Here is a 21146-nt window from a genome sequence, read left to right on the forward strand (position 1 = left end):
AATGCTAAGAGATTTAAGAGAAACTGATGTGAAAGCTATTTGTGATATCAACCAAGAGGCTTTGGGCTATTCATTTAGTCCAGAGGGAACGGCTAGCCAACTAGCTAGACTGTCTCAGGATTCCCATCATTTCCTACTTGGCTATGAGGATGAAGCTAGTCATGCCTTGCTTGGATATGTCCACGCTGAGGTCTATGAATCACTTTATTCTAAAGCAGGATTTAATATTTTAGCCTTAGCAGTTTCACCTCAAGCGCAAGGTCAAGGTATTGGTAAAAGCTTATTGCAAGGGTTGGAAGAAGAAGCAAAAAGACGTGGTTATGGGTTTATCCGCTTAAACTCTGCCGATCATCGTCTGGGTGCTCATGCATTTTATGAAAAAGTTGGTTATACTTGTGATAAAATGCAGAAACGGTTTATTCGCATCTTTTAGTTTGATTTTCTAATAAGAAAATTAAACTAATGGACTAGTCATACAATAAAGGAGAAGACCTATGATTTTTGATAAAGATGATTTTAAAGCATATGATGCTGATCTCTGGAATGCTATTGCCAAAGAAGAAGAACGACAACAAAACAACATTGAGTTGATTGCTTCGGAAAACGTAGTTTCCAAGGCTGTTATGGCAGCTCAAGGGTCTATCTTGACGAATAAATACGCCGAAGGCTACCCAGGCCATCGTTATTATGGTGGAACGGATGTGGTAGACGTGGTAGAAAGTCTAGCTATTGAACGTGCAAAAGAAATTTTCGGCGCTAAATTCGCTAATGTCCAACCTCACTCAGGAAGCCAAGCCAACTGTGCATCTTACATGGCCTTAATTGAGCCAGGTGATACCGTTATGGGGATGGATTTGGCAGCAGGTGGACACTTGACCCACGGAGCTCCAGTTAGCTTCTCAGGTCAAACCTACAACTTTGTTTCTTATAGTGTGGATCCTGAAACAGAACTCTTGGACTTTGATGCTATCTTGAAACAAGCCCAAGAAGTAAAACCAAAATTGATCGTAGCAGGTGCTTCAGCCTATTCTCAAATTATCGACTTTTCAAAATTCCGTGAAATTGCGGATGCTGTTGGGGCTAAACTCATGGTAGATATGGCTCATATTGCTGGTTTGGTTGCAGCTGGTCTACATCCAAGCCCAGTACCATATGCTCATATCACTACAACAACGACCCACAAAACCCTTCGTGGCCCTCGTGGTGGTTTAATTTTGACCAATGATGAGGATCTAGCTAAGAAAATCAATTCAGCTATTTTCCCAGGTATTCAGGGTGGACCTTTGGAGCATATTGTAGCTGCCAAGGCTGTTTCCTTTAAAGAAGTTTTGGATCCAGCCTTCAAGGAATACGCTACCAATGTTATCAAAAACAGCAAAGCTATGGCAGATGTCTTCTTGCAAGACCCTGATTTCCGTATTATTTCTGGTGGGACTGAAAATCACCTCTTCCTTGTTGATGTGACTAAGGTTGTAGAAAACGGAAAAGTTGCTCAAAACTTGCTGGATGAAGTCAATATTACCCTAAATAAAAATTCAATTCCTTACGAAACCTTGTCACCATTCAAGACAAGTGGGATTCGTATCGGATCTGCAGCCATTACTGCGCGTGGATTTGGTGAAGAAGAGAGTCGCAAAGTGGCTGAACTCATCATTAAAACCCTTAAGAATGCAGAAAATGAAGCTGTCTTAGAAGAAGTGAGAAGTGAAGTCAAAGTGTTGACAGACGCCTTCCCATTATACGAGGACTAAAACTTTTATGGACATTTATATTAAGAAAGCCATTATTCACCAGTTCAGTCCGGCTGATACCGAGCTGTTCCTAGCGGATAAGCTTCTCAATATTACTCCAAAAATCGAAGAATACCTGCGTAAAAAAATTGAACGTGTGTATTCAGATGAAGCCAAGACTGGGATTTTCGAGGAAGAAAATCCCTTCTTCAATCACATCACAGACGATTTATTGGAGACATCAGTAACACTGGCTAATCTCTGGAAAGAGGAGTTTAGCATTTCTGAAAATCTCAAGACCAATGACTTGATTTTTGTGCAATTTTCTAAAGAAGGTGTGGAACATTTCGCTTTCTTGAGAATTGCCCTGCGTGAGACCTTGACTCACCTCGGAGGAGAAGTTGATAATCCAATCAAGCTGACTCAGAATAACCTGCCTGGATTTGGAACAGGGGCTGATGAGGCCTTGGTAGTCAATCTTCAGAGCCGCAAGTACCATCTGATTGAAAAACGAATCAAGTACAACGGGACTTTTTTGAACTATTTTTCAGAAAATCTCCTTGCAGTAGCCCCTAAGATTTCACCCAAGAAATCTATCAAAGAACTAGAAAAAACGGCCCAGAGAATTGCTGAGACTTTTAACACAGATGATTTTCAATTTCAATCCAAGGTCAAATCAGCTATTTTTAACAATCTGGAAGAAAGCAATGAATTGTCACCTGAAAAATTGGCCAACGACCTTTTTGACAATAATCTGACGGCTCGTTTGAGCTTTATTGATCAAGTCAAGGAAGCTGTACCAGAGCCTGTTCAATTTGATGAAATTGATGCCAGTCGCCAATTAAAGAAATTTGAAAATCAAAAACTCTCCTTGTCAAATGGAATTGAGCTCATCGTTCCCAATAACGTCTATCAAGACGCCGAGTCTGTTGAGTTTATCCAAAACGACAATGGAACTTACTCTATCTTAATCAAAAATATCGAGGATATCCAAAGTAAATAATGTTTAAACGAATTCGAAGAGTGCTTGTACTAGCAGTCTTCCTTTTTGCTGGCTATAAAGCTTACCGCGTTCACCAAGATGTCAAACAAGTCATGACCTATCAACCCATGGTGAGAGAAATCTTGAGTGAAAAAGACACCCCAGCAAACGAAGAGCTTGTGCTCGCTATGATTTATACCGAAACAAAAGGAAAAGAAGGCGATGTTATGCAGTCTAGTGAGTCTGCAAGTGGTTCCACCAACACCATCAATGATAATGCCTCTAGCATTCGGCAAGGCGTGCAAACTCTGACAGACAATCTCTATCTAGCCCAGAAGCAGGGGGTAGATGTCTGGACAGCTGTTCAAGCTTATAATTTTGGTCCTGCCTATATCGATTATATTGCCCAAAATGGCAAGGAAAACACCTTGGCTCTGGCCAAACAGTACTCTCGCGAGACTGTTGCTCCCTTGCTTGGTAATACCACTGGAAAGACTTATAGTTATATTCACCCCATTTCCATTTTCCATGGAGCCGAACTCTATGTAAATGGAGGAAACTATTACTATTCTAGACAGGTTCAACTCAACCTTTACATCATCAAATGTTTCACTCTCTTTTCAACATCTGGCTAGTCCAGGTGTTTTTTTATAAGTTTTCTTTAAGATAGATATATTACTCTAGAAAGGTAAAGGAGGAAATTCCCTATGAGAAAGAAACTCTTTCTGACTAGTGCTGCGGTCTTGTGGGCAGTAACAGCTATAAATAGCGCCCATGCAGCAACAGATGTTCAAAAAGTTATCGATGAAACCTACGTCCAACCTGAATATGTCCTAGGTTCATCATTGTCTGAAGACCAAAAAAATCAAACTCTTAAGAAATTAGGCCACAATGCCTCAACAGACACCAAAGAACTCAAGACCATGACACCTGATGTCTATTCTAAGATTATGAATGTGGCCAATGACTCTAGCTTACAATTGTATTCATCAGCCAAGATTCAAAAACTAGGTGACAAGTCGCCACTTGAGGTCAAGATTGAAACACCAGAGAACATCACTAAGGTGACTCAGGATATGTACCGAAATGCAGCAGTAACCTTGGGTGTGGAACATGCTAAAATCACTGTAGCAGCCCCTATTCCAGTTACAGGTGAGAGTGCTTTAGCAGGGATTTATTATTCTCTAGAAGCTAATGGAGCCAAGGTGCCACAAGCCAACAAAGATTTGGCTCAAGAAGAGCTAAAGGCTTTGTCCGATATCAATGCTGAAAACAAGGACAAAACAGGCTATGATGCTAATAAATTAAACGTTGCCTTAGCAGATATTAAGTCAGGACTCGCCAAAGCTAAAGAAAGTAAGGGAAATCTGACAGAGGAAGATGTCCGTAAAATTGTTGAAGATACCTTGAAAAATTACAAACTTGATCAGGTTATAACAGGAAACCAAATCAATATCATCATCAATTTTGCTTTGAATCTCTCAAAAAGTGATATTCTTAGCAATACAGACTTCACTAAAACTCTAAATGACCTTAAACAAAGTATTGTTTCACAAGCTGGCGACAGTTTTAAAAATATCAACCTTAACTTTGATGCTGATAAGGCGCTAGAGGACGGTGGGAACTTCTTAAGTTCCCTCTGGCAAGCCATTGTCAACTTCTTCAAGAGTTTTGGTTCTTAAGAAATTTCATGGTATAATAGATGGTAACCCTAACGTTGCCGTCTTTTTTGTCGGCCAATAGAAAGAGAAAATAATGTTAAAGAAAAATGATATTGTAGAAGTTGAGATTGTTGACTTGACCCATGAAGGGGCAGGAGTTGCCAAGGTGGATGGTTTGGTATTTTTTGTTGAGAATGCTTTACCGAGTGAAAAAATCCTTATGCGTGTCCTCAAGGTTAATAAAAAGATTGGTTTTGGGAAAGTTGAAGAATACCTTGTCCAATCACCACACCGTAATCAAGATTTAGATTTGGCTTACCTGCGTTCAGGAATCGCGGATTTAGGTCATCTTGCCTATCCAGAACAGCTCAAGTTTAAAACCAAGCAAGTCAAAGACAGTCTATATAAGATTGCTGGAATTGATGATATAGAGGTTGCTGAAACTTTAGGTATGGAAAATCCAGTCAAGTACCGTAACAAAGCACAGGTCCCTGTTCGTCGAGTGAATGGTGTTTTGGAAACAGGATTTTTCCGTAAGAATTCCCACGACCTCATGCCTTTGGAAGATTTCTTTATACAAGATTCTGTGATTGATGAGGTAGTAGTAGGTCTACGTGACTTGCTACGTCGTTATGATTTGAAACCTTATGATGAAAAGGAACAATCTGGCTTGATTCGAAATCTTGTGGTGCGTCGTGGGCACTATTCAGGGCAAATCATGGTCATTTTGGTGACAACTCGTCCCAAAGTTTTTCGTGTTGACCAATTGATTGAACAAGTCATCAAGCAGTTTCCAGAGATTGTGTCTGTTATGCAAAATATCAATGACCAGAACACTAATGCTATTTTTGGTAAGGAATGGCGTACGCTTTATGGACAAGATTTTATCACTGACCAGATGTTGGGAAATGACTACCAAATCGCTGGCCCTGCCTTTTATCAAGTCAATACTGAAATGGCTGAAAAACTTTATCAAACAGCTATTGACTTTGCTGAATTAAAAGAAGATGATGTGGTCATTGATGCCTATTCTGGTATCGGGACGATTGGTATTTCTGTTGCGAAACACGTCAAGGAAGTCTATGGTGTTGAAGTAATTCCAGAAGCGGTTGAGAATAGTAAGAAGAATGCTCAACTGAACAATATTTCAAATGCTAACTATGTCTGTGACACAGCTGAAAACGCCATGAAGAATTGGCTTAAAGATGGAATTCAACCAAGCCTTATCCTAGTTGATCCACCAAGAAAAGGACTCACCGAGAGTTTTATCAAAGCTAGTACCCAAACAGGAGCTAACCGCATCGCCTATATCTCATGTAATGTCGCAACCATGGCGCGTGATATCAAACTCTACCAAGAATTGGGATATGAATTGAAGAAAGTCCAGCCGGTTGATCTTTTTCCGCAGACGCACCACGTGGAGTGTGTTGCTCTGCTCGTAAAAACCTAGAAACCTTTGAATGAAAGGGATAACGAAAAGCCTTGATTGCAAGGCTTTTTGTATTGGCGTGGGGAAGTATCAGAGTGAGAAAATTTTTGGAATGAATAGAAGTGATAGCTAGAAATTATCAGTTTCTATTTCCATTTACCCTGTGGGTACGTGTTTGTTTCCATTGACAAGGAGATTGTGGGAATAGAAACGTCCACACCTTACATATCTCCAGAATGGGCGATTGAAATTGATACAATTTAATAGAGATAAGCTCTTGTTATGTTTCTTTTAAGTCAATTAACTAACAATACTCAAAGTATGCTCAAAAATATGATATAATCTAGGACATAAGGCAATACTGTTTTAAAGTATTTTCTCTTAACCATGTCTCGTTAGACAAATCTGATTCGTCTGGTTTTCTAATAGATTTTAATGCTGACTTGGTTTTATAGCCATTATGCTCTCCATTATTTTAGTGTGGAACACTTTGGTTATTAGTTTTTTGTTACATTGTAAGCAAATCAATAGAGATAGAAAAAGGAATTATATGTTTAGTTATGAGGTTGTAGCAAGTTTTAACGACTTAGAAAATGCTATTTATACAACTATTTTAGAAAATGAAAATATATCCTCTATGACAATCAAGGAATTGGCCCAACTTGCACATGTATCAGTTGGAACCGTACAACGATTTTGCAAGCATCTAGGATTTGATGGATATAGCCATTTTAAGATTGCTTATAAAGAATATTTAAAAAATGAGCAAATTATTTTAAACAATCAAAACAATCATTCTTTGAAGCTATTCATTGATTATACTGAGCAAGATACTTTTTTGCAGCTGATTATGGAGGCTGTGGCAATCTTAAAGAAAGTTGAACAGATTGTTTTTGTCGGAATTGGTTCCTCTGGAACTTTAGGTCGATATGGAGCGCGCTATTTTTCAAATATTGGCAAATTTAGTATGTGTATTGAAGATCCTTGGCAACCAGTGCTACAAAACAGTATGGAAAAAACTTGTGTCATTGCCTTATCCGAATCTGGTGAGACTTCTCAAACATTGAAAATTGTACAAAAATTAAAGGAAAAAGGTTGTCCAGTTATTGCCATCACAAATACATTGGAATCAACATTGTCAAGGCTATCTGATTGCTCCATAACCTATCATGTTCCTCAATTATTTTTAAATGGGTTTAATATTACGACGCAGGTACCTGTTATTCTTATTATTGAAATGTTAATGAAACAACTATATACTACAAAAGCATAAGGGTGTCTATGAATTTATTTGATTATCATAAAGTAAAAGGGCTAAATAATAGTGAATTAAGCGTGTATAATTTTATATTGCAACATAGAGATAAAGTTGCTACGATGACTATCAGAGAGCTATCGACATCTATAAATCTATCGACAACAACCATCATTCGTTTTGCGAAAAAGATGGGATTTGATAGCTACAATGATTTAAAATATGCTTTGTCAAGGTCGGAAGATAAGGAAAATAAACATCGTCACTACTTTCCTATTGATATTCCAGCAATACAATTTTTACAGACTAGTGTCCAAGATGAAGCTTTAAAAAAACAACTATCAGAGATAGCAGACTTGATCGTTCAAGCCAAACAAGTTATCTTTTTAGGGGTGGGTACTAGTCTAAGTTTGGCAGAATATGGCTCATATCTTTTTTCTGGAATCGGTATTCTTAGCTTTGCTATTACTAACCCATTTTATTCTCTGAAATTGCATCATTCTAATTTGGAGGATGTTTTGGTTATTGCTCTAAGTGTCAGCGGTGAGACAGAAGAAGTTCTAACTCTGGTACAGGGATTCAAAGAAAGAAATGCTAAGATTGTTAGTCTGACAAATACAGATATTTCCACTTTATCACAGCTATCGGATATAAATTTATCCTACTTTATGCCAGTTGCCTACGCAGATTCCTCGCTACGTTCCACTAATTTGACCACTCAGATTCCAGTTGTCTATTTTTTAGAATCCTTACGTTACCAAGTTTATTTAAAAAAATAGGAGTGAAAACTCTTGTTTTTTTATGTAACAAATATTGTTCGACTGTACATTTATTTTCTATCTCAATATCTATTGTCAGCAGATACAGTATGTTATAAAATAGACTTGTTCATAGCGCTAGTACAAAATACAGAAAGGATTGGTAAAATGGCAAAAATACCAGAAGGCTTTTTATGGGGTGGGGCAGTTGCTGCTCACCAAATTGAAGGAGGATATGATAAAGGTGGAAAAGGCATTTCGATAGCCGATGTGATGACGGTTGGAAGTGCTACCCACTCTCGACAGATTACTGATGGCGTCTTACCTGACGAATATTATCCGAATCATGATGCAATAGATTTTTACAGAACCTATAAGGACGATATACAATTATTCGCTGAGATGGGATTTAAGTGTTTTCGAACTTCGATTGCCTGGACTCGTATCTTCCCAAATGGAGATGAAGAAGAACCTAACGAAGAAGGGTTGAAATTTTATGATGATTTATTTGATCAGCTGCTAGCTCGTCAAATTGAACCGGTCATCACACTCAGTCACTTTGAAATGCCCTATCATCTAGTTACTAAGTATGGTGCTTGGCGTAATCGCAAGTTGATTGATTTCTTTGTTCGTTTTGCGGAAGTCGTCATGGAACGATATAAGGACAAAGTTAAGTATTGGATGACCTTTAACGAGATCAATAATCAAGGTGCAATTAATGTTCCTTGGTGCTCATGGACTAATTCTGGTGTCATTTATCAAGAAGATGAAAATCCAGTTGAGGTACTACAGCAGGTTATCCATTATCAGTCAGTGGCTTCTGCAAAAGTTGTACAATTGGGTCGGAAAATCAATAAAAATTTCAAAATTGGTTGTATGCTGGCAATGGTACCATTTTATCCGAATACATGTGATACAAAAGATATACTTGCTAGCCAGAAGGCAATGGAGCATCGTTTATTTCACTATGGAGATCTTCATGTTTTTGGAGAGCGTCCTTACTATATCGAGGCCTTTTGTCGAAAAAATAATATCAAACTGGATATTTTACCAGAAGATCTAGAAACTCTAAAAGAAGGTTGTGTAGATTATATTGGCTTGAGTTACTATATGAGTGATACAGTGACTGCTACAGCATCTGAGGAAACAGAAGAACTTTTCAAAGATGTTTATACTAAGAAAAATCCCTATATTGAATCAAGCGATTGGGGTTGGCAGATTGATCCTGAGGGATTACGCTATAGCTTAAATCTTTTATACGATCGCTATCATTGTCCGCTTTTTATAGTTGAAAATGGATTCGGTGCTTATGATAAGGTAGAGCCTGATGGAATCCATGATTCTTACCGCATTGATTACCTCAAACAACACATTGAACAAATGATGTTAGCGATTGAAGAAGATGGCGTAAATGTCATTGGTTATACCCCTTGGGGCTGTATCGATATTGTTAGTGCTGGTACAGGTGAAATGGAGAAGCGTTATGGCTTTATCTATGTCGATAAGAATAATAATGGCGAAGGAACTTTGCAACGAATGAAGAAAGATTCCTTTACATGGTATCAAAAAGTGATTACATCAAATGGAAACGAATTATAAGGAGTAATTAAAATGAATATTGGATTGTTTTGTGCAGCAGGTATGTCAACAAGTATTTTGGTTGAGCGAATGAAAGAAGCGGCTCAGAAAAAAGGGAAAGATGCAACAATTGCAGCTTATTCCATCAGTGAATTGGAACAAAGAGTTGGAGATATTGATGTGGCTCTATTAGGCCCACAGGTTGGTTTCCAACTTGAAAAAGCAAAAGAAATTTGTGCTTCTCACAATGTTCCTGTAGAAGTGATTGCAATGGCTGATTATGGCACTGCAAACGGTATGGCAGTTCTTAAACAAGCTTACATGATGAAAAAATAAGGAGAAGATGATGAAGGATAAACTGATTAAAAAGTTTGTTGATGGGATGATGGCCTTTGTCAATACCAAAGGTGTAACAGCGATAAAAGATGGTATTGTTTTCTCTATGCCATTGTTGATTGTTGGCTCCATCTTTCTTATCTTGGCCAATCTTCCAGTTCCAGCTCTAGCAACGATGTTAGAAACTAGTGGTATTACCCCTGTTCTCAATCAAGCAATTGGTGCAACCTTTAATATCAGTGCGATTGTAACAGTCATTGGGATTGCGTATACCTATGCTAAGCTAGAAAAACAGGAGCCGCTTGGGGCAGGTGTCATTGCCCTAGCAGTTTTCTTGCTAATCCAGCCCTCCAGTTTGATTTCTAAAAATGGGGATGTAGTTGGTAACATTATTCTGAAGGATTGGACTTCCGGGAAAGGGATGATTGGTGCCATTATCGTTGGTTTGATTGTAGGAGCAAGCTATTCTTGGTTTTTGAAGAAAAATATCAAAATCAAAATGCCAGATGGCGTACCAACTGGTGTAGCCAACGCATTTTCAGCCTTGATTCCTGCTACTGTTATCATCACAGCGGCAACGATCTTTGTCGGACTTGTTGAACAATTGTTTAAGGTCACAACGATTGAAATGATTTATAATCTTATTCAAACACCAATGCAAGGCTTGACTGACTCATTGTTTGGTGCGGTGCTTATGTGTTTCCTTGTACCATTCTTATGGATGTTTGGGGTGCACGGCTCAACTGTAGTTGGTGGCATCATGAGTGGCTTGCTACAGGCGAATGCTTTGGAAAACCAAGCCATTTTAGATAAGGGCCTTGAATTAAATCTAGCCAATGGTGGTCATATTGTGACGATTCAATTTTTTGATCAATTTATCAATGTTACAGGTGCCGGGATTACGATTGGTTTGGTAGTTTACATGGTTGCATTTGCAAAATCAAAACAACTAAAAATTCTTGGACGTCTTGAAATGGTTCCAGCCATCTTTAATATCAATGAGCCGGTGCTCTTTGGTTTGCCGATTGTAATGAACCCAGTTTTAGCAACTCCCTTTATATTAACGCCTATTTTATCTTGTATCATCCAGTATTCAGCGATTTATTTTGGACTGACACCTATGTATGGTGCCGTTCAAGTTCCGTGGACTTGTCCTCCAATTATTTCAGGATTTATCATCGGTGGTTGGAAAACAGCCTTGTTGCAAACACTTATTTTGGTTATGTCTTTCTTTGTTTATTATCCATTTATTAAACAGATGGATAAACAAGCTTTACAAGCTGTAATGCAAGAAACAAGCGATTTAGAAGACGAAGATTGGTAAGAGAGGTATTAAAATGGACGAAAAAGTACTCGAAGTGTGTTTTCAAATTATCACCTATGTAGGAACAGCAAAATCTATGTACATCGATGCTATTCAATTGGCTAAGCAGGGTGAATTCGAGCAGGCTAAAGATAGAATTAAACAAGGCGAAGAAGCATTTGTACAGGGACACAATGCTCACCACTCACTTTTGACAAAAGAAATGAATGGGGCATTAAGCCAAACAGGTCTACTTCTGATGCACGCTGAGGATCAGTTAATGAGTGCAGAAGGTTTTAGAACGATTGCTGAGGAATTTATAGCAGTCTATAAACGCTTTGAGGAAGGTAAATAGAGCAAGTTATGAAAGTAAAAAATCAAGCAATGTTAATTACCTATTCAGACAGTCTTGGAAAAAATCTGAAAGACTTGAAGTAGGTCTTAGAAGGCCCTTTGAAAGATGTGGTCGGTGGGGTCCATATTCTTCCCTTCTTTCCATCGTCAGGCGACCGCGGGTTTGCACCCATGGACTATACCAAGGTTGATGAGGCTTTTAGAGATTGGAGCGATATTGAGGCACTCAGTCAAGACTACTACCTCATGTTTGATTTCATGATTAACCATATCTCAGCCAAGTCGCCTTTTTCCTTGATTTCCTAGAAAAGAAAGATGAGTCTGCCTATGCGGATTTGTTTATCCGCTACAAAAATTTTTGGCCAAACAGTGGGCCGACTCAGGAAGATGTAGACCTGATTTACAAACGGAAGCCACGTGCTCCCTATCGCATTGCCAAGTTTGCTGATGGTAGTAAGGAAAAAGTTTGGTGTACCTTTGATGAGCAACAGATCGACCTCGATGTGACAACAGAAACAACTCGTCGCTTTATTCAGGAAAATCTGGAACAGCTGGCGGACCACGGAGCTTCCATTATTCGCTTGGACGCCTTTGCCTACGCCAATAAGAAAATCGGCACCAACTGTTTCTTTGTTGAGCCAGATATTTGGGAAATGCTTCATTTTCCGCGTCAGCTATTGGCACCAAAAGGAGTGGAAATTCTTCCAGAAATTCATGAACATTACACCATTCAGCAAAAAATCGCTGAGCAAGACTACTATGTCTATGACTTTGCCCTTCCGATGCTGGTTCTTCATGCTCTTTATTCAGGTAATGTCAACCGTCTTGTTCACTGGATGGAAATCTGCCCTCGCAAGCAATTTACAACCTTGGACACGGAGTGGTCGATGTCAAGGACTTGCTGACAGATGAGGAAACAGAGGTGACAAGAGAAGCCCTCTATGCCCAAGGAGCAAATGTCAAAACAGAGGACTACAACAATTTGGATATTTATAAGATAAATTGTACCTACTATTCAGTTTTAGGAAATGATGGCCAAGCCTATCTCTTGGCACGTGTGCTTCAATGTTTTGCACAAGGTATTCCGCAGATTTACTACGTTGGCTTGTTGGCAGGAGAAAATGATATCGAATTGCTCGAATCAACCAAAGAAGGCCGCAACATCAACCGTCACTATTATGATTTGGAAGAAATTGAGCGAGAAGTTCAACGCCCAGTTGTCCTTGTTCAATCTGCTCAAATTCCGTAATAGCAGCGCAGCATTTGATGGAGAGTTTACTGTTGACATGGAAGACGCTAATACTATCCACATCAGTTGGACCAATACCGATGCCAATACAGTGGCAGAATTAAGAGCTAATCTGAAAGATAAATCATTTGAAATTACAGAGAAAATAGATAGTGAAAGAACATCGATTTATCTATAATAGAATACAAAAGAGTGGTGGAAACGTTTGATTTCCTCACTCTTTTTGTTAGCTAGTTAGTAACAAAATAGTACTTAAACGTAAACTATGAATTATATTCTGTTGTGACGATAATTGTTCGAGAATATTTGTAATAAAAAAACAGGAACAGTCAATTAAACTGCTCCTATTTTTGTGATAGAATATAGGTAGTTATAACCGAGAGCAACTAAGAAGCAGTAAAAATATTATTCATAAAATAATCAAGATTAGGAAGATAAAATGACAGAAATTGATAAAAGGAATTTAAAAAATTATCTTTATTGTACATTTGGAATTACTTATATAGCTTGGGGGATTCTTGCCATCTTTACGCAATCTCATATTTTTGGATTAGAAACTTTTATAGGGAGAACTTTACATATAATAGGTGCACTCGGACCAGCTATTGCAAGTGGGTTTTATTTGAAAAGTAATAATATAAAATTTAAACATTTTTTATTTAATAAGAGAGAAAATAGTAGTATCTATTTCATTATTCATATGTTAGCAATTTTGATACTATTTTCTGTATCTTCCTTAGAATTAAATGGAGTATCAATTTATCTAATGCCATTATTCTTTATACAACTAATTTTTTTTTGGTGGTGGACATGAAGAATTAGGGTGGAGAGGAATATTACAACCGTTACTTGATAAAAAATATACATATTGGCAATCTAATTTGATTGTACGATCAATTTGGGGAATTTGGCATCTGCCTTTATGGTTTATAGTTGGAGAAAGTCATCAAGGATTTCCTTTTATTTTGTTTTTTATATATACATTATTTTTAAGTTTTGTTTTAGGTCTTCTTTACCGTCAAACGAAATCTGTGGGATACTGTATATTATTTCATGCGTTCGCAAATTTGTTAAATCTCTATTTTGTGTTAAAAATTAATGTTATTTTTATTGTCATTTTTATTGGTTATTTTATTTATACTATATTGGCGAGTAATAGAATTAGTAAGGAAACAACATTTTAAAATTTAGATCAGTATATCCATTATTGAAGGTAACAATCGGTCTATCTAGATAATCGATGTTAAAGAATTTTCTGTTGTAATTTCAAGTGGAATGATGAATGTCGTTTCTTTTGCAACTGGCGAAAATCTTTCCGTTCCACAGTATCATTTTAAAATGATTTTCATTGCCTTTTGTTTATTAGTATAAAAGAAGAATATTAACACATGTTGAGTGTGTGAGTTTGTTAGTGAAACGCAGTTAATCCTCAAAAGGTTCCCCAAACCTTTTGAGTCCGCCAATGGGATAGCTGTCGTAGAGTAATAAGTTTACGACGAAACGATAGGGTAACAGCGAACCGCTGAGTATGTAGCCTTGAAATGATGTTTTAAGAAGGTGGAAAAAAGAATTTGCTATATCCTAACGGTTACTAACTAATCAGTATTATGTTCTGAAAAATCAATCTACAGACAATTTAGAAGAGGTTATATATGGTTATATTAGAGTTATCTCAAAATAATTATTCTAAAGATTTAGTCGCATTTGATTCCATAGAAGATGGGAAAACTTTTGTAGCACAAATCCCTGGATATACTTTAGAAACAGAAGATGGATTTGAAGTAGAGTTTTTTAATCCTACAAACCTACCAGACTATATGGAAATTATCTATAACGGAAACATTGTACCTTTTTCTAAATTTATGTTTGACTCTAAGGAAAATGTAGACATTATTTGGAAAAAGATCTCGAATCTATCCGAACCAAACGAAAAAGTAATTGAAGGCTATTCCAAAATCGATGCATATGTCGTTAACAACGATGAAGTTAAAACCTATGTGGAAGCAAGAGAAGCAAACTATCGGCAGGCAAAAGACTTTCTAGAAGGCAGTGGATATGAAGTAGATAGAAGCTTTTTCGGAAGTGAAGACGGTGAAGCGATTCTCTACAGAAAAAAAGGTGCAGAAAATTGGCATTTCTTGTGTCACTTAGACCCAATGTTTGTAGAGATTGAAGATGTAGAAGGATATGTTAAAGAAGAAGTGGGAGAGATTCAATAGTCGATCAAAGTTCCTTGTGAGTATGTACCTTTGCTAGTAAAAATGTCAAAACATTGTAACGAAGGGGGTAAGAAAATCATTGAGTGTAAGCCTTTGTCTTGTTTAGAGGAAAAGTATTAGAGTAGCCGCTCATAATTTATACTAGATTTGATAACTTATTTGAGACAGATTTTATTTCTATAAATACTGTGAAAATTTTTTAATACCAAAGATTTAAAGTTACTGTGTTAAAAATCCTCTCCACTTTTAAACTAATGTATTATAAAAGCCAGTTGACACAAGTGTTACACTTTTGATAGAATTAACTAGAGGTGAAGAAAATGGCAACTGATAAAAATAGAATAATGATTAGCTTGGATGATAAAAATCTAGATAAACTTGAAAATTTAGTAGAAGATGCTAGAGATAGAAGAGGAATACGACTAACAAAGTCCCAGGTTATAGAATTACTCCTTAATACTGTTGATTATTTCGATGATATTATGGGAGCTATTTACTCAAAAAAATAACAGCAAAAATGCTATTATTTTTTTACAAACAGGTGCAACACTAGTGAAGTAGGAGTGATGAAATGGTTGTTTATATTAGACAAAGCAAACTACCAAGTGAAGTTTCAATTAATAAATACAATGCTCAAGTAGGTGCCTACTTACAAGGAGAAGAAATTATTTTATATCAATCTTTTTCTGAAATAGAACAGTTAACAAGTAAAGATATAGTTGTAGATTATATAATGGAGACCAGAGCATTACTAAAAATGATGGGGTTAAATGTTCCGGTTTATGACTATCCTATTGAGCTTAAAGACTTTTATGGTCGAAAGATTTATGAAGGTGTTTTAGGAGAGATTGTAAATATACCTGATAATTGGGGAAAATTTATTAAGCCTAAAGCTGGTTCAAAAGTCTTTACTGGAAGAGTTGTTAACGGAACCCGTGATTTGATAGGTATTGGTCTACCTTTTGACTATCCTATATGGATTAGTGAGGTTGTAGAATTCATAGCAGAATGGCGTTGTTTTGTTTTAGATGGTCGCGTATTAGATGTTCGACCCTATACAGGTGATTATCATGCACAATTTGATCCTAGTGTAATTGATAAAGCCATATCATGTTGGAAAGATGCGCCAATAGCTTATGGACTAGATATCGGTGTTACTAGTGATGGCAGAACACTTGTTGTTGAAGTAAATGATGGTTATGCATTGGGAAATTATGGCCTATCTCCTTTAAACTCAATCAATTTTCATAAAGCTAGATGGAAAGAAATGGTAAAACCTTATTTTGAAAAAAACGATGTCTTTACTATGCCTGAAAATGAAAATATAAGTTTCTAAAAAGAACAGAATTAAATCTGTGTATCTGCAACGAGTAAGTTGCAGTTTTTTGTTTTGAATAATGATATAATAGATTAAGAAAATAATGAAAACGCTATATATTTGAAAGTTGATTAGGAAAGCAGGAAGTATGGAAACAATTGATATGATTATTAAATCATCAACTGAGTTTTATAACGATTTGAAAACTGATGAACATGATAGATATCGTTCATGGGAGCATTGTTATTCACATTTTATGACAGCTCGAAAAGAGAATAATGTGAATCTTGATTACCTGAGTTTACAACTTGCATTTTATTTAGCAAGTTGGGGGATGTATCGAGGTTCTTCATTCTTATTACAAAAGGATTATAGAGTACATATACCTGTAGTAAGAGAAATCTTAAGCAATGAATATGATTCTCTAGCAGGAATAGAATGTAAAGATTTTAAAAATGAAACTAACCAAAAATTGCTAAAGGAAATTAATGAATTTATTGCAACTTATTATGATTAAATTAGGCGTGAAGTGAGAGGTTCAGCACTAAAAAACAACTTATCAGATACATTAATCACAAAGATACTGATGGGGACACTCGGTTGTGTTCCGGCATATGATAGATATTTTGTTTCTGGAATAAGATCACAAAAGATTGCAAGTGGAACCTATAACATTAAATCTATTTTACAACTAGTAGATTTTTATGAAAAAAACATAGAACAGTTAGATTCAGTTCAAAAGAATTTTAATGTTGCTGATATGCTGTATCCTCAAATGAAAATATTTGATATGGGATTTTGGCAGATTGGTTTTGACCTAGATAGTAAATAACTATTACGTCTATATATGGAATTGATAAATGGATTTACTTTAAAAGATAGAAACTCTTAATCTGAAGAGATTATTTATTGCTTAATATAAATTTTTCATTGAAAAGATTTTAGATTATTAACTTTCAGAGAATGATGTACCACAAATTAATTTTATTATGGAAAACAACTAGAAGCAGCCCATCAAGATATTTTAAATTAGATAATATTGCATTTGCAATTATAACAAAGGAGTACTAACATGCCGAAATATATCGACGAAGATATTAGAAAATTAAATAAAATCACATTAAAAATTGCTGGTGATTATTTAGGTATAAGTTCACAAGCAGTTGCGATAGGTCTTAGAAATAATCTTCTTCCAATTGGTTTTGCTATTCATAACGAAGAAAGAGACAGACGTTTCACTGAGAGTTGGTCATATCATATTATCGCTGAAAGAATGATTTCATACAATCATGGTAAGCTATCAGAGATCCGTGTTGAAAATATTGAAACTAGTTTAGATAAAATTATAGAGGAATTTAACGGATTAAAACAAGATTTACTTTTTATATTAAGCGAAAATGCAGAAGTGAAGAATTAGAAGTTTTTGAATTTGCGTTTTCGCTTGGTAAATATAAAAACGGTGATGTAAAATATAAGGGTAAAGGTGTTTCAAATGAAGATGATAAAGACCTTTTCTAGAGAAGAACTCTATGAAGAAATCTGGGAGATAAGTGCAAAACAAGTTTCATTGAAATATGATTTAAGCTATTCTGACTTACTCAAGAAATGTAAAGAATTTGAAATCCCAATTCCAAAGGGGAGTTATTGGTATCGTAAGAATACTGGACAAGACTTAAGTGAATTTATCGTTCCATTACCACAAAATGACGTAAATGAAGTTAATATTGATAGAAAAAGTTTAAAGAACAGTAGAATTAAAGCTGCTAAACATAAAGAAGATAGTATGGAAGATAAAAACGGAGATACTGTTAAACTTGATACAACTAGTATAAGAAGTTCATTATCATTTATAGACGACGATAAAATAGAGCGTATTATTGAAGCAGTTTCAAACCTAAACCAGGCTCCAAATAAGAGATTACATAAATCCGTAGCTAATCTAAGAGATAAAATTACAGAGTGGAATAAGAGGGAAAAAGCTGCTTCTTATCCTTACTTTGATTCTAGGCACAGATATAATGATTTAAAAGAACCTAAATTTGTAAAAAATATTTCACTAAATTCTCTTCCACGCTTATATCGCTTTTTAGATACACTAGTTACTGTTATTGAAAGAATCGGTGATAATGTAACTTCAAATTGGGATATTCAAATTGATAAGGATATTGTTCGTTTTGAAGTTATAGAATCAACAGACAAAGTAAGTCATGAATTAACAAAAGAAGAAGCTAAAGAATTAGCGAAGTACAATGATAGCGTTAAGTTTAATAGATATGCTTTTAAACCAAGAATAAAGAAGTATGACTATATTCCAAATGAAAACTTTCGATTTAAGATAATAGATGGTAAATACATTAAAGATACTAAAGAATTCACACTTGAACAATCAATCCCAGAAATAATTGTTTTAATTTACCAAGAGTATTATAAAGTTAAGAACTTACGCCTTGAACGTGAAGAGAAAGCAAGACTATACGAAGAGGAACAAGAGCGAAAAAGAAAATTACAAAATAGAATCGAAGAAGAGAAGAAGCGGACAATGTCTCTTCTGAATATGCTAGAAGATTTTAAAACAGCAAATGATTTAAGATTGATGGCTGATAAACTGGAGATAGCGGGGAAACTTAGTAAGGATGAAATTGATTGGATTAGATCCAAAGCTGACTGGATAGACCCAATAGTTTCTTCAACAGATGAATTACTAGGAATTAGAAATCATGAAAATTCTAGAGAACAAAAGGAACAATATCTAAGTGAGAAAAGGTACTACTGGTAACTTTGTGTTTTTATTTTTACAGATTGTAGTGTTATAGGAGTATATGATTAACTATTTTAGTAATAAATAGTTTTACATATTTATTTTAAATAGCCATTTGATACAAGATAGTATATACTTTCATTCTGAAGTTTAATTTTAAACAACAACTCAGTCACTTTCATTCTATAATATAGAAGTTTGCTAGCACCACACGTGGAGTGTGTAAGCTTGTTGGAGAAACGAAGTTAATCCTCAAAAGGTTCCCCAAACCTTTTGAGTTCCGCATACGCATCACGTGGAGTGTGTAGGATTGCTTGTACGAGCTGAGTCATCAGCGAAGTAGAAGTAGATTCTCCGCCAATGGGATAGCTGTCGTAGAGTAAGGAGTTTACGACGAAACGATAAGGTAAGTCCGAAACGCTCAGTGTGTAGCTTTGTTGCTAAAAGCGTAGAAACCTTTGAACGAAAGGAATAATAGACTTTCTGCGAAACAAAATATAATACAATAAAACTATGAATTCTGAAGCAAGTCAGCAATTAAGCGATAGCCGTTTCAAGAGCCTTGTAGGTGTTCAGCGCACGACTTTTGAAGAGATGTTAGCTGTGTTAAAAACAGCTTATCAACGTAAACGCGCAAAAGGTGGACGAAAACCCAAATTAAGCCTAGACGATCTCCTCATGGTAACTATTCAATACATGCGAGAATAGTGCACTTATGAACAAATTGCGGCTGATTTTGGCATTCACGAAAGCAACATAATTAGTCGGAGTCAATGGATTGAAGCAACTCTTATTCAAAATGGTTTTACGATTTCAAATTCTGCCTTAATTCTGTAAAAACAGTAAAATTCGAAGGATTGTAAGGTAAGAGTTTTTTTCTTTCTGAAAAAATGGTATAATAGCAATCAAAACTAGAAAATAAAACGGAATTTGGAACAGATTTGTCTGTATCCTAGTAGAGTGGTGATACTATGAAGATTAGTAAGAGGCACTTATTAAATTATTCCATCTTGATTCCTTACTTGCTTTTATCTATTTTGGGCTTGATTGTGGTCTATTCGACCACCAGCGCTATTTTAATTGAAGAAGGCAAGAGCGCCTTGCAATTGGTTCGAAACCAAGGAATCTTTTGGATTGTTAGTTTGATACTGATTGCCTTAATTTATAAATTGAGACTAGATTTTTTGAGAAATGAGCGACTAATCATTTTAGTTATATTGATAGAAATGCTTTTATTGTTCTTAGCTCGTTTTATTGGTATTTCCGTAAACGGGGCATACGGTTGGATTTCGGTTGCAGGAGTAACTATTCAGCCAGCTGAGTACTTAAAAATCATTATTATTTGGTATTTGGCTCACCGATTCTCCAAACAGCAAGAAGAAATAGCTATTTATGATTTTCAAGTTTTGACTCAAAATCAATGGCTTCCCCGTGCTTTTAATGATTGGCGATTCGTTCTCCTAGTTCTGATTGGAAGTTTGGGAATTTTCCCTGATTTAGGAAATGCGACTATTTTAGTCTTGGTTTCCTTGATTATGTATACAGTTAGTGGAATCGCTTATCGCTGGTTTTCAACCATTCTGGCCCTCGTATCTGCCGCTTCTGTCTTTTTCTTGACCACTATCAGCCTAATCGGTGTTGAGACCTTGTCAAAAATTCCAGTATTTGGCTATGTAGCCAAGCGCTTTAGTGCCTTTTTTAATCCTTTTGCCGATCGTGCGGATGCGGGTCACCAGTTATCTAATTCTTATTTTGCCATGGTCAATGGCGGTTGGTTTGGTCTAGGTCTTGGGAATTCGATTGAAAAACGAGGTTATTTACCAGAAGCTCATACAGACTTTGTCTTTTCTATCGTGATTGAAGAATTTGGCTTTGTTGGTGCCAGTCTTATTTTAGCTCTCTTGTTTTTCATGATTTTGCGGATTATCTTGGTCGGTATCCGAGCGGAGAATCCTTTCAATGCCATGGTTGCACTCGGTGTCGGAGGGATGATGTTGGTTCAGGTATTTGTCAATATCGGAGGGATTTCGGGCTTGATTCCATCTACAGGAGTAACCTTCCCCTTCTTATCCCAGGGGGGGAATAGTCTTCTAGTCTTATCAGTGGCAGTGGCCTTTGTCTTAAATATTGATGCCAGTGAAAAACGCGCTAAGTTGTACCGGGAATTGGAAAATCAACCAATGAACCTTCTGTGAAGTAGAATAAAGAAAGGATAG

At 36.2% G+C, this 21146-nt stretch carries 20 protein-coding genes and 3 pseudogenes; all 23 read left to right on the forward strand.

Annotated elements, in window-relative coordinates:
- The first annotated feature begins 1 nt into the window (after position 1).
- The 23 genes and pseudogenes from HT687_RS04600 (at position 2) to HT687_RS04710 (ending at position 21125) form a co-directional block, all read left to right on the forward strand.
- Entirely contained in the window at positions 2-433 is a 432-nt protein-coding gene (locus HT687_RS04600) for a GNAT family N-acetyltransferase (RefSeq protein WP_054388325.1), read from the forward strand.
- Positions 434-494: 61 nt separating this feature from the next.
- Complete coding sequence (gene glyA, locus HT687_RS04605) at positions 495-1751, forward strand: serine hydroxymethyltransferase (protein ID WP_023935931.1); 1257 nt, start codon at positions 495-497, stop codon at positions 1749-1751.
- Positions 1752-1758: 7 nt separating this feature from the next.
- A complete protein-coding gene (locus HT687_RS04610; protein ID WP_023935929.1) occupies positions 1759-2733 on the forward strand; it encodes a nucleoid-associated protein in 975 nt (324 codons plus the stop codon).
- Positions 2733-3347, forward strand: coding sequence for a cell wall hydrolase Pmp23 (gene pmp23, locus HT687_RS04615; protein ID WP_023935927.1), 615 nt, complete (start codon positions 2733-2735; stop codon positions 3345-3347). Before HT687_RS04610 ends, pmp23 begins: the two co-directional genes overlap by 1 nt.
- A gap of 72 nt (positions 3348-3419) precedes the next feature.
- On the forward strand, positions 3420-4394 hold the full coding sequence (locus HT687_RS04620) for a DUF1002 domain-containing protein (protein ID WP_023935925.1): 975 nt from the start codon (positions 3420-3422) through the stop codon (positions 4392-4394).
- A 73-nt stretch (positions 4395-4467) separates the two neighbouring features.
- On the forward strand, positions 4468-5823 hold the full coding sequence (gene rlmD, locus HT687_RS04625) for a 23S rRNA (uracil(1939)-C(5))-methyltransferase RlmD (RefSeq protein ID WP_000914557.1): 1356 nt from the start codon (positions 4468-4470) through the stop codon (positions 5821-5823).
- Between the two features lie 529 nt (positions 5824-6352).
- Positions 6353-7075 carry a MurR/RpiR family transcriptional regulator gene (locus HT687_RS04630; protein WP_000493321.1) on the forward strand — a complete coding sequence of 241 codons (723 nt, stop codon included), beginning with the start codon at positions 6353-6355 and terminating at the stop codon, positions 7073-7075.
- Positions 7076-7083: 8 nt separating this feature from the next.
- The gene (locus HT687_RS04635; RefSeq protein WP_023932686.1) at positions 7084-7836 is read left to right on the forward strand and encodes a MurR/RpiR family transcriptional regulator; all 753 of its coding nucleotides are present in this window, start codon (positions 7084-7086) and stop codon (positions 7834-7836) included.
- Between the two features lie 147 nt (positions 7837-7983).
- Complete coding sequence (locus HT687_RS04640) at positions 7984-9414, forward strand: 6-phospho-beta-glucosidase (RefSeq protein ID WP_001062961.1); 1431 nt, start codon at positions 7984-7986, stop codon at positions 9412-9414.
- A 12-nt stretch (positions 9415-9426) separates the two neighbouring features.
- A complete protein-coding gene (locus HT687_RS04645; protein ID WP_001020606.1) occupies positions 9427-9729 on the forward strand; it encodes a PTS sugar transporter subunit IIB in 303 nt (100 codons plus the stop codon).
- 10 nt (positions 9730-9739) lie between these two features.
- Positions 9740-11053 (forward strand): PTS sugar transporter subunit IIC, encoded by a 1314-nt coding sequence (locus HT687_RS04650; protein ID WP_031222412.1) that lies wholly within the window; start codon positions 9740-9742, stop codon positions 11051-11053.
- A 13-nt stretch (positions 11054-11066) separates the two neighbouring features.
- Positions 11067-11387 (forward strand): PTS lactose/cellobiose transporter subunit IIA, encoded by a 321-nt coding sequence (locus HT687_RS04655; RefSeq protein WP_000343789.1) that lies wholly within the window; start codon positions 11067-11069, stop codon positions 11385-11387.
- Between the two features lie 8 nt (positions 11388-11395).
- A pseudogene (gene gtfA / locus HT687_RS04660) lies at positions 11396-12813 on the forward strand (sucrose phosphorylase).
- Between the two features lie 261 nt (positions 12814-13074).
- A pseudogene (locus HT687_RS04665) lies at positions 13075-13819 on the forward strand (CPBP family intramembrane glutamic endopeptidase).
- 468 nt (positions 13820-14287) lie between these two features.
- A complete protein-coding gene (locus HT687_RS04670; protein ID WP_000234981.1) occupies positions 14288-14854 on the forward strand; it encodes a hypothetical protein in 567 nt (188 codons plus the stop codon).
- A 320-nt stretch (positions 14855-15174) separates the two neighbouring features.
- Entirely contained in the window at positions 15175-15363 is a 189-nt protein-coding gene (locus HT687_RS04675; RefSeq protein WP_000179767.1) for a hypothetical protein, read from the forward strand.
- Positions 15364-15425: 62 nt separating this feature from the next.
- Positions 15426-16190, forward strand: coding sequence for an ATP-grasp domain-containing protein (locus tag HT687_RS04680; protein WP_000262013.1), 765 nt, complete (start codon positions 15426-15428; stop codon positions 16188-16190).
- Between the two features lie 130 nt (positions 16191-16320).
- Positions 16321-16689, forward strand: coding sequence for a hypothetical protein (locus HT687_RS04685; protein WP_000447545.1), 369 nt, complete (start codon positions 16321-16323; stop codon positions 16687-16689).
- A 69-nt stretch (positions 16690-16758) separates the two neighbouring features.
- Positions 16759-17004: a hypothetical protein gene (locus tag HT687_RS04690; RefSeq protein WP_000536918.1), complete on the forward strand. Its 246-nt coding sequence runs from the start codon at positions 16759-16761 to the stop codon at positions 17002-17004.
- Positions 17005-17244: 240 nt separating this feature from the next.
- Positions 17245-17589, forward strand: a complete 345-nt coding sequence (locus HT687_RS04695) for a hypothetical protein (RefSeq protein WP_172924094.1) — start codon at positions 17245-17247, stop codon at positions 17587-17589.
- Positions 17590-17664: 75 nt separating this feature from the next.
- Positions 17665-18948 (forward strand): hypothetical protein, encoded by a 1284-nt coding sequence (locus HT687_RS04700; RefSeq protein WP_000782009.1) that lies wholly within the window; start codon positions 17665-17667, stop codon positions 18946-18948.
- A 495-nt stretch (positions 18949-19443) separates the two neighbouring features.
- A pseudogene (locus tag HT687_RS04705) lies at positions 19444-19758 on the forward strand (transposase family protein); the annotation flags it as partial.
- Positions 19759-19901: 143 nt separating this feature from the next.
- Positions 19902-21125 (forward strand): FtsW/RodA/SpoVE family cell cycle protein, encoded by a 1224-nt coding sequence (locus HT687_RS04710; protein ID WP_023935890.1) that lies wholly within the window; start codon positions 19902-19904, stop codon positions 21123-21125.
- The last annotated feature ends 21 nt before the right edge of the window (positions 21126-21146 follow it).

Source organism: Streptococcus sp. 1449, from assembly GCF_013276805.1.
GTDB lineage: Bacteria > Bacillota > Bacilli > Lactobacillales > Streptococcaceae > Streptococcus > Streptococcus pseudopneumoniae.

Excerpts from the sequence above, each read along its gene's own strand:
- HT687_RS04600 (WP_054388325.1), top strand. The coding sequence starts at position 2 with ATGCTAAGAGATTTAAGAGAAACTGATGTGAAAGCTATTTGTGATATC.
- glyA (WP_023935931.1), top strand. The coding sequence starts at position 495 with ATGATTTTTGATAAAGATGATTTTAAAGCATATGATGCTGATCTCTGG.
- HT687_RS04610 (WP_023935929.1), top strand. The coding sequence starts at position 1,759 with ATGGACATTTATATTAAGAAAGCCATTATTCACCAGTTCAGTCCGGCT.
- pmp23 (WP_023935927.1), top strand. The coding sequence starts at position 2,733 with ATGTTTAAACGAATTCGAAGAGTGCTTGTACTAGCAGTCTTCCTTTTT.
- HT687_RS04620 (WP_023935925.1), top strand. The coding sequence starts at position 3,420 with ATGAGAAAGAAACTCTTTCTGACTAGTGCTGCGGTCTTGTGGGCAGTA.
- rlmD (WP_000914557.1), top strand. The coding sequence starts at position 4,468 with ATGTTAAAGAAAAATGATATTGTAGAAGTTGAGATTGTTGACTTGACC.
- HT687_RS04630 (WP_000493321.1), top strand. The coding sequence starts at position 6,353 with ATGTTTAGTTATGAGGTTGTAGCAAGTTTTAACGACTTAGAAAATGCT.
- HT687_RS04635 (WP_023932686.1), top strand. The coding sequence starts at position 7,084 with ATGAATTTATTTGATTATCATAAAGTAAAAGGGCTAAATAATAGTGAA.
- HT687_RS04640 (WP_001062961.1), top strand. The coding sequence starts at position 7,984 with ATGGCAAAAATACCAGAAGGCTTTTTATGGGGTGGGGCAGTTGCTGCT.
- HT687_RS04645 (WP_001020606.1), top strand. The coding sequence starts at position 9,427 with ATGAATATTGGATTGTTTTGTGCAGCAGGTATGTCAACAAGTATTTTG.
- HT687_RS04650 (WP_031222412.1), top strand. The coding sequence starts at position 9,740 with ATGAAGGATAAACTGATTAAAAAGTTTGTTGATGGGATGATGGCCTTT.
- HT687_RS04655 (WP_000343789.1), top strand. The coding sequence starts at position 11,067 with ATGGACGAAAAAGTACTCGAAGTGTGTTTTCAAATTATCACCTATGTA.
- HT687_RS04670 (WP_000234981.1), top strand. The coding sequence starts at position 14,288 with ATGGTTATATTAGAGTTATCTCAAAATAATTATTCTAAAGATTTAGTC.
- HT687_RS04675 (WP_000179767.1), top strand. The coding sequence starts at position 15,175 with ATGGCAACTGATAAAAATAGAATAATGATTAGCTTGGATGATAAAAAT.
- HT687_RS04680 (WP_000262013.1), top strand. The coding sequence starts at position 15,426 with ATGGTTGTTTATATTAGACAAAGCAAACTACCAAGTGAAGTTTCAATT.
- HT687_RS04685 (WP_000447545.1), top strand. The coding sequence starts at position 16,321 with ATGGAAACAATTGATATGATTATTAAATCATCAACTGAGTTTTATAAC.
- HT687_RS04690 (WP_000536918.1), top strand. The coding sequence starts at position 16,759 with ATGGGGACACTCGGTTGTGTTCCGGCATATGATAGATATTTTGTTTCT.
- HT687_RS04695 (WP_172924094.1), top strand. The coding sequence starts at position 17,245 with ATGCCGAAATATATCGACGAAGATATTAGAAAATTAAATAAAATCACA.
- HT687_RS04700 (WP_000782009.1), top strand. The coding sequence starts at position 17,665 with ATGAAGATGATAAAGACCTTTTCTAGAGAAGAACTCTATGAAGAAATC.
- HT687_RS04710 (WP_023935890.1), top strand. The coding sequence starts at position 19,902 with ATGAAGATTAGTAAGAGGCACTTATTAAATTATTCCATCTTGATTCCT.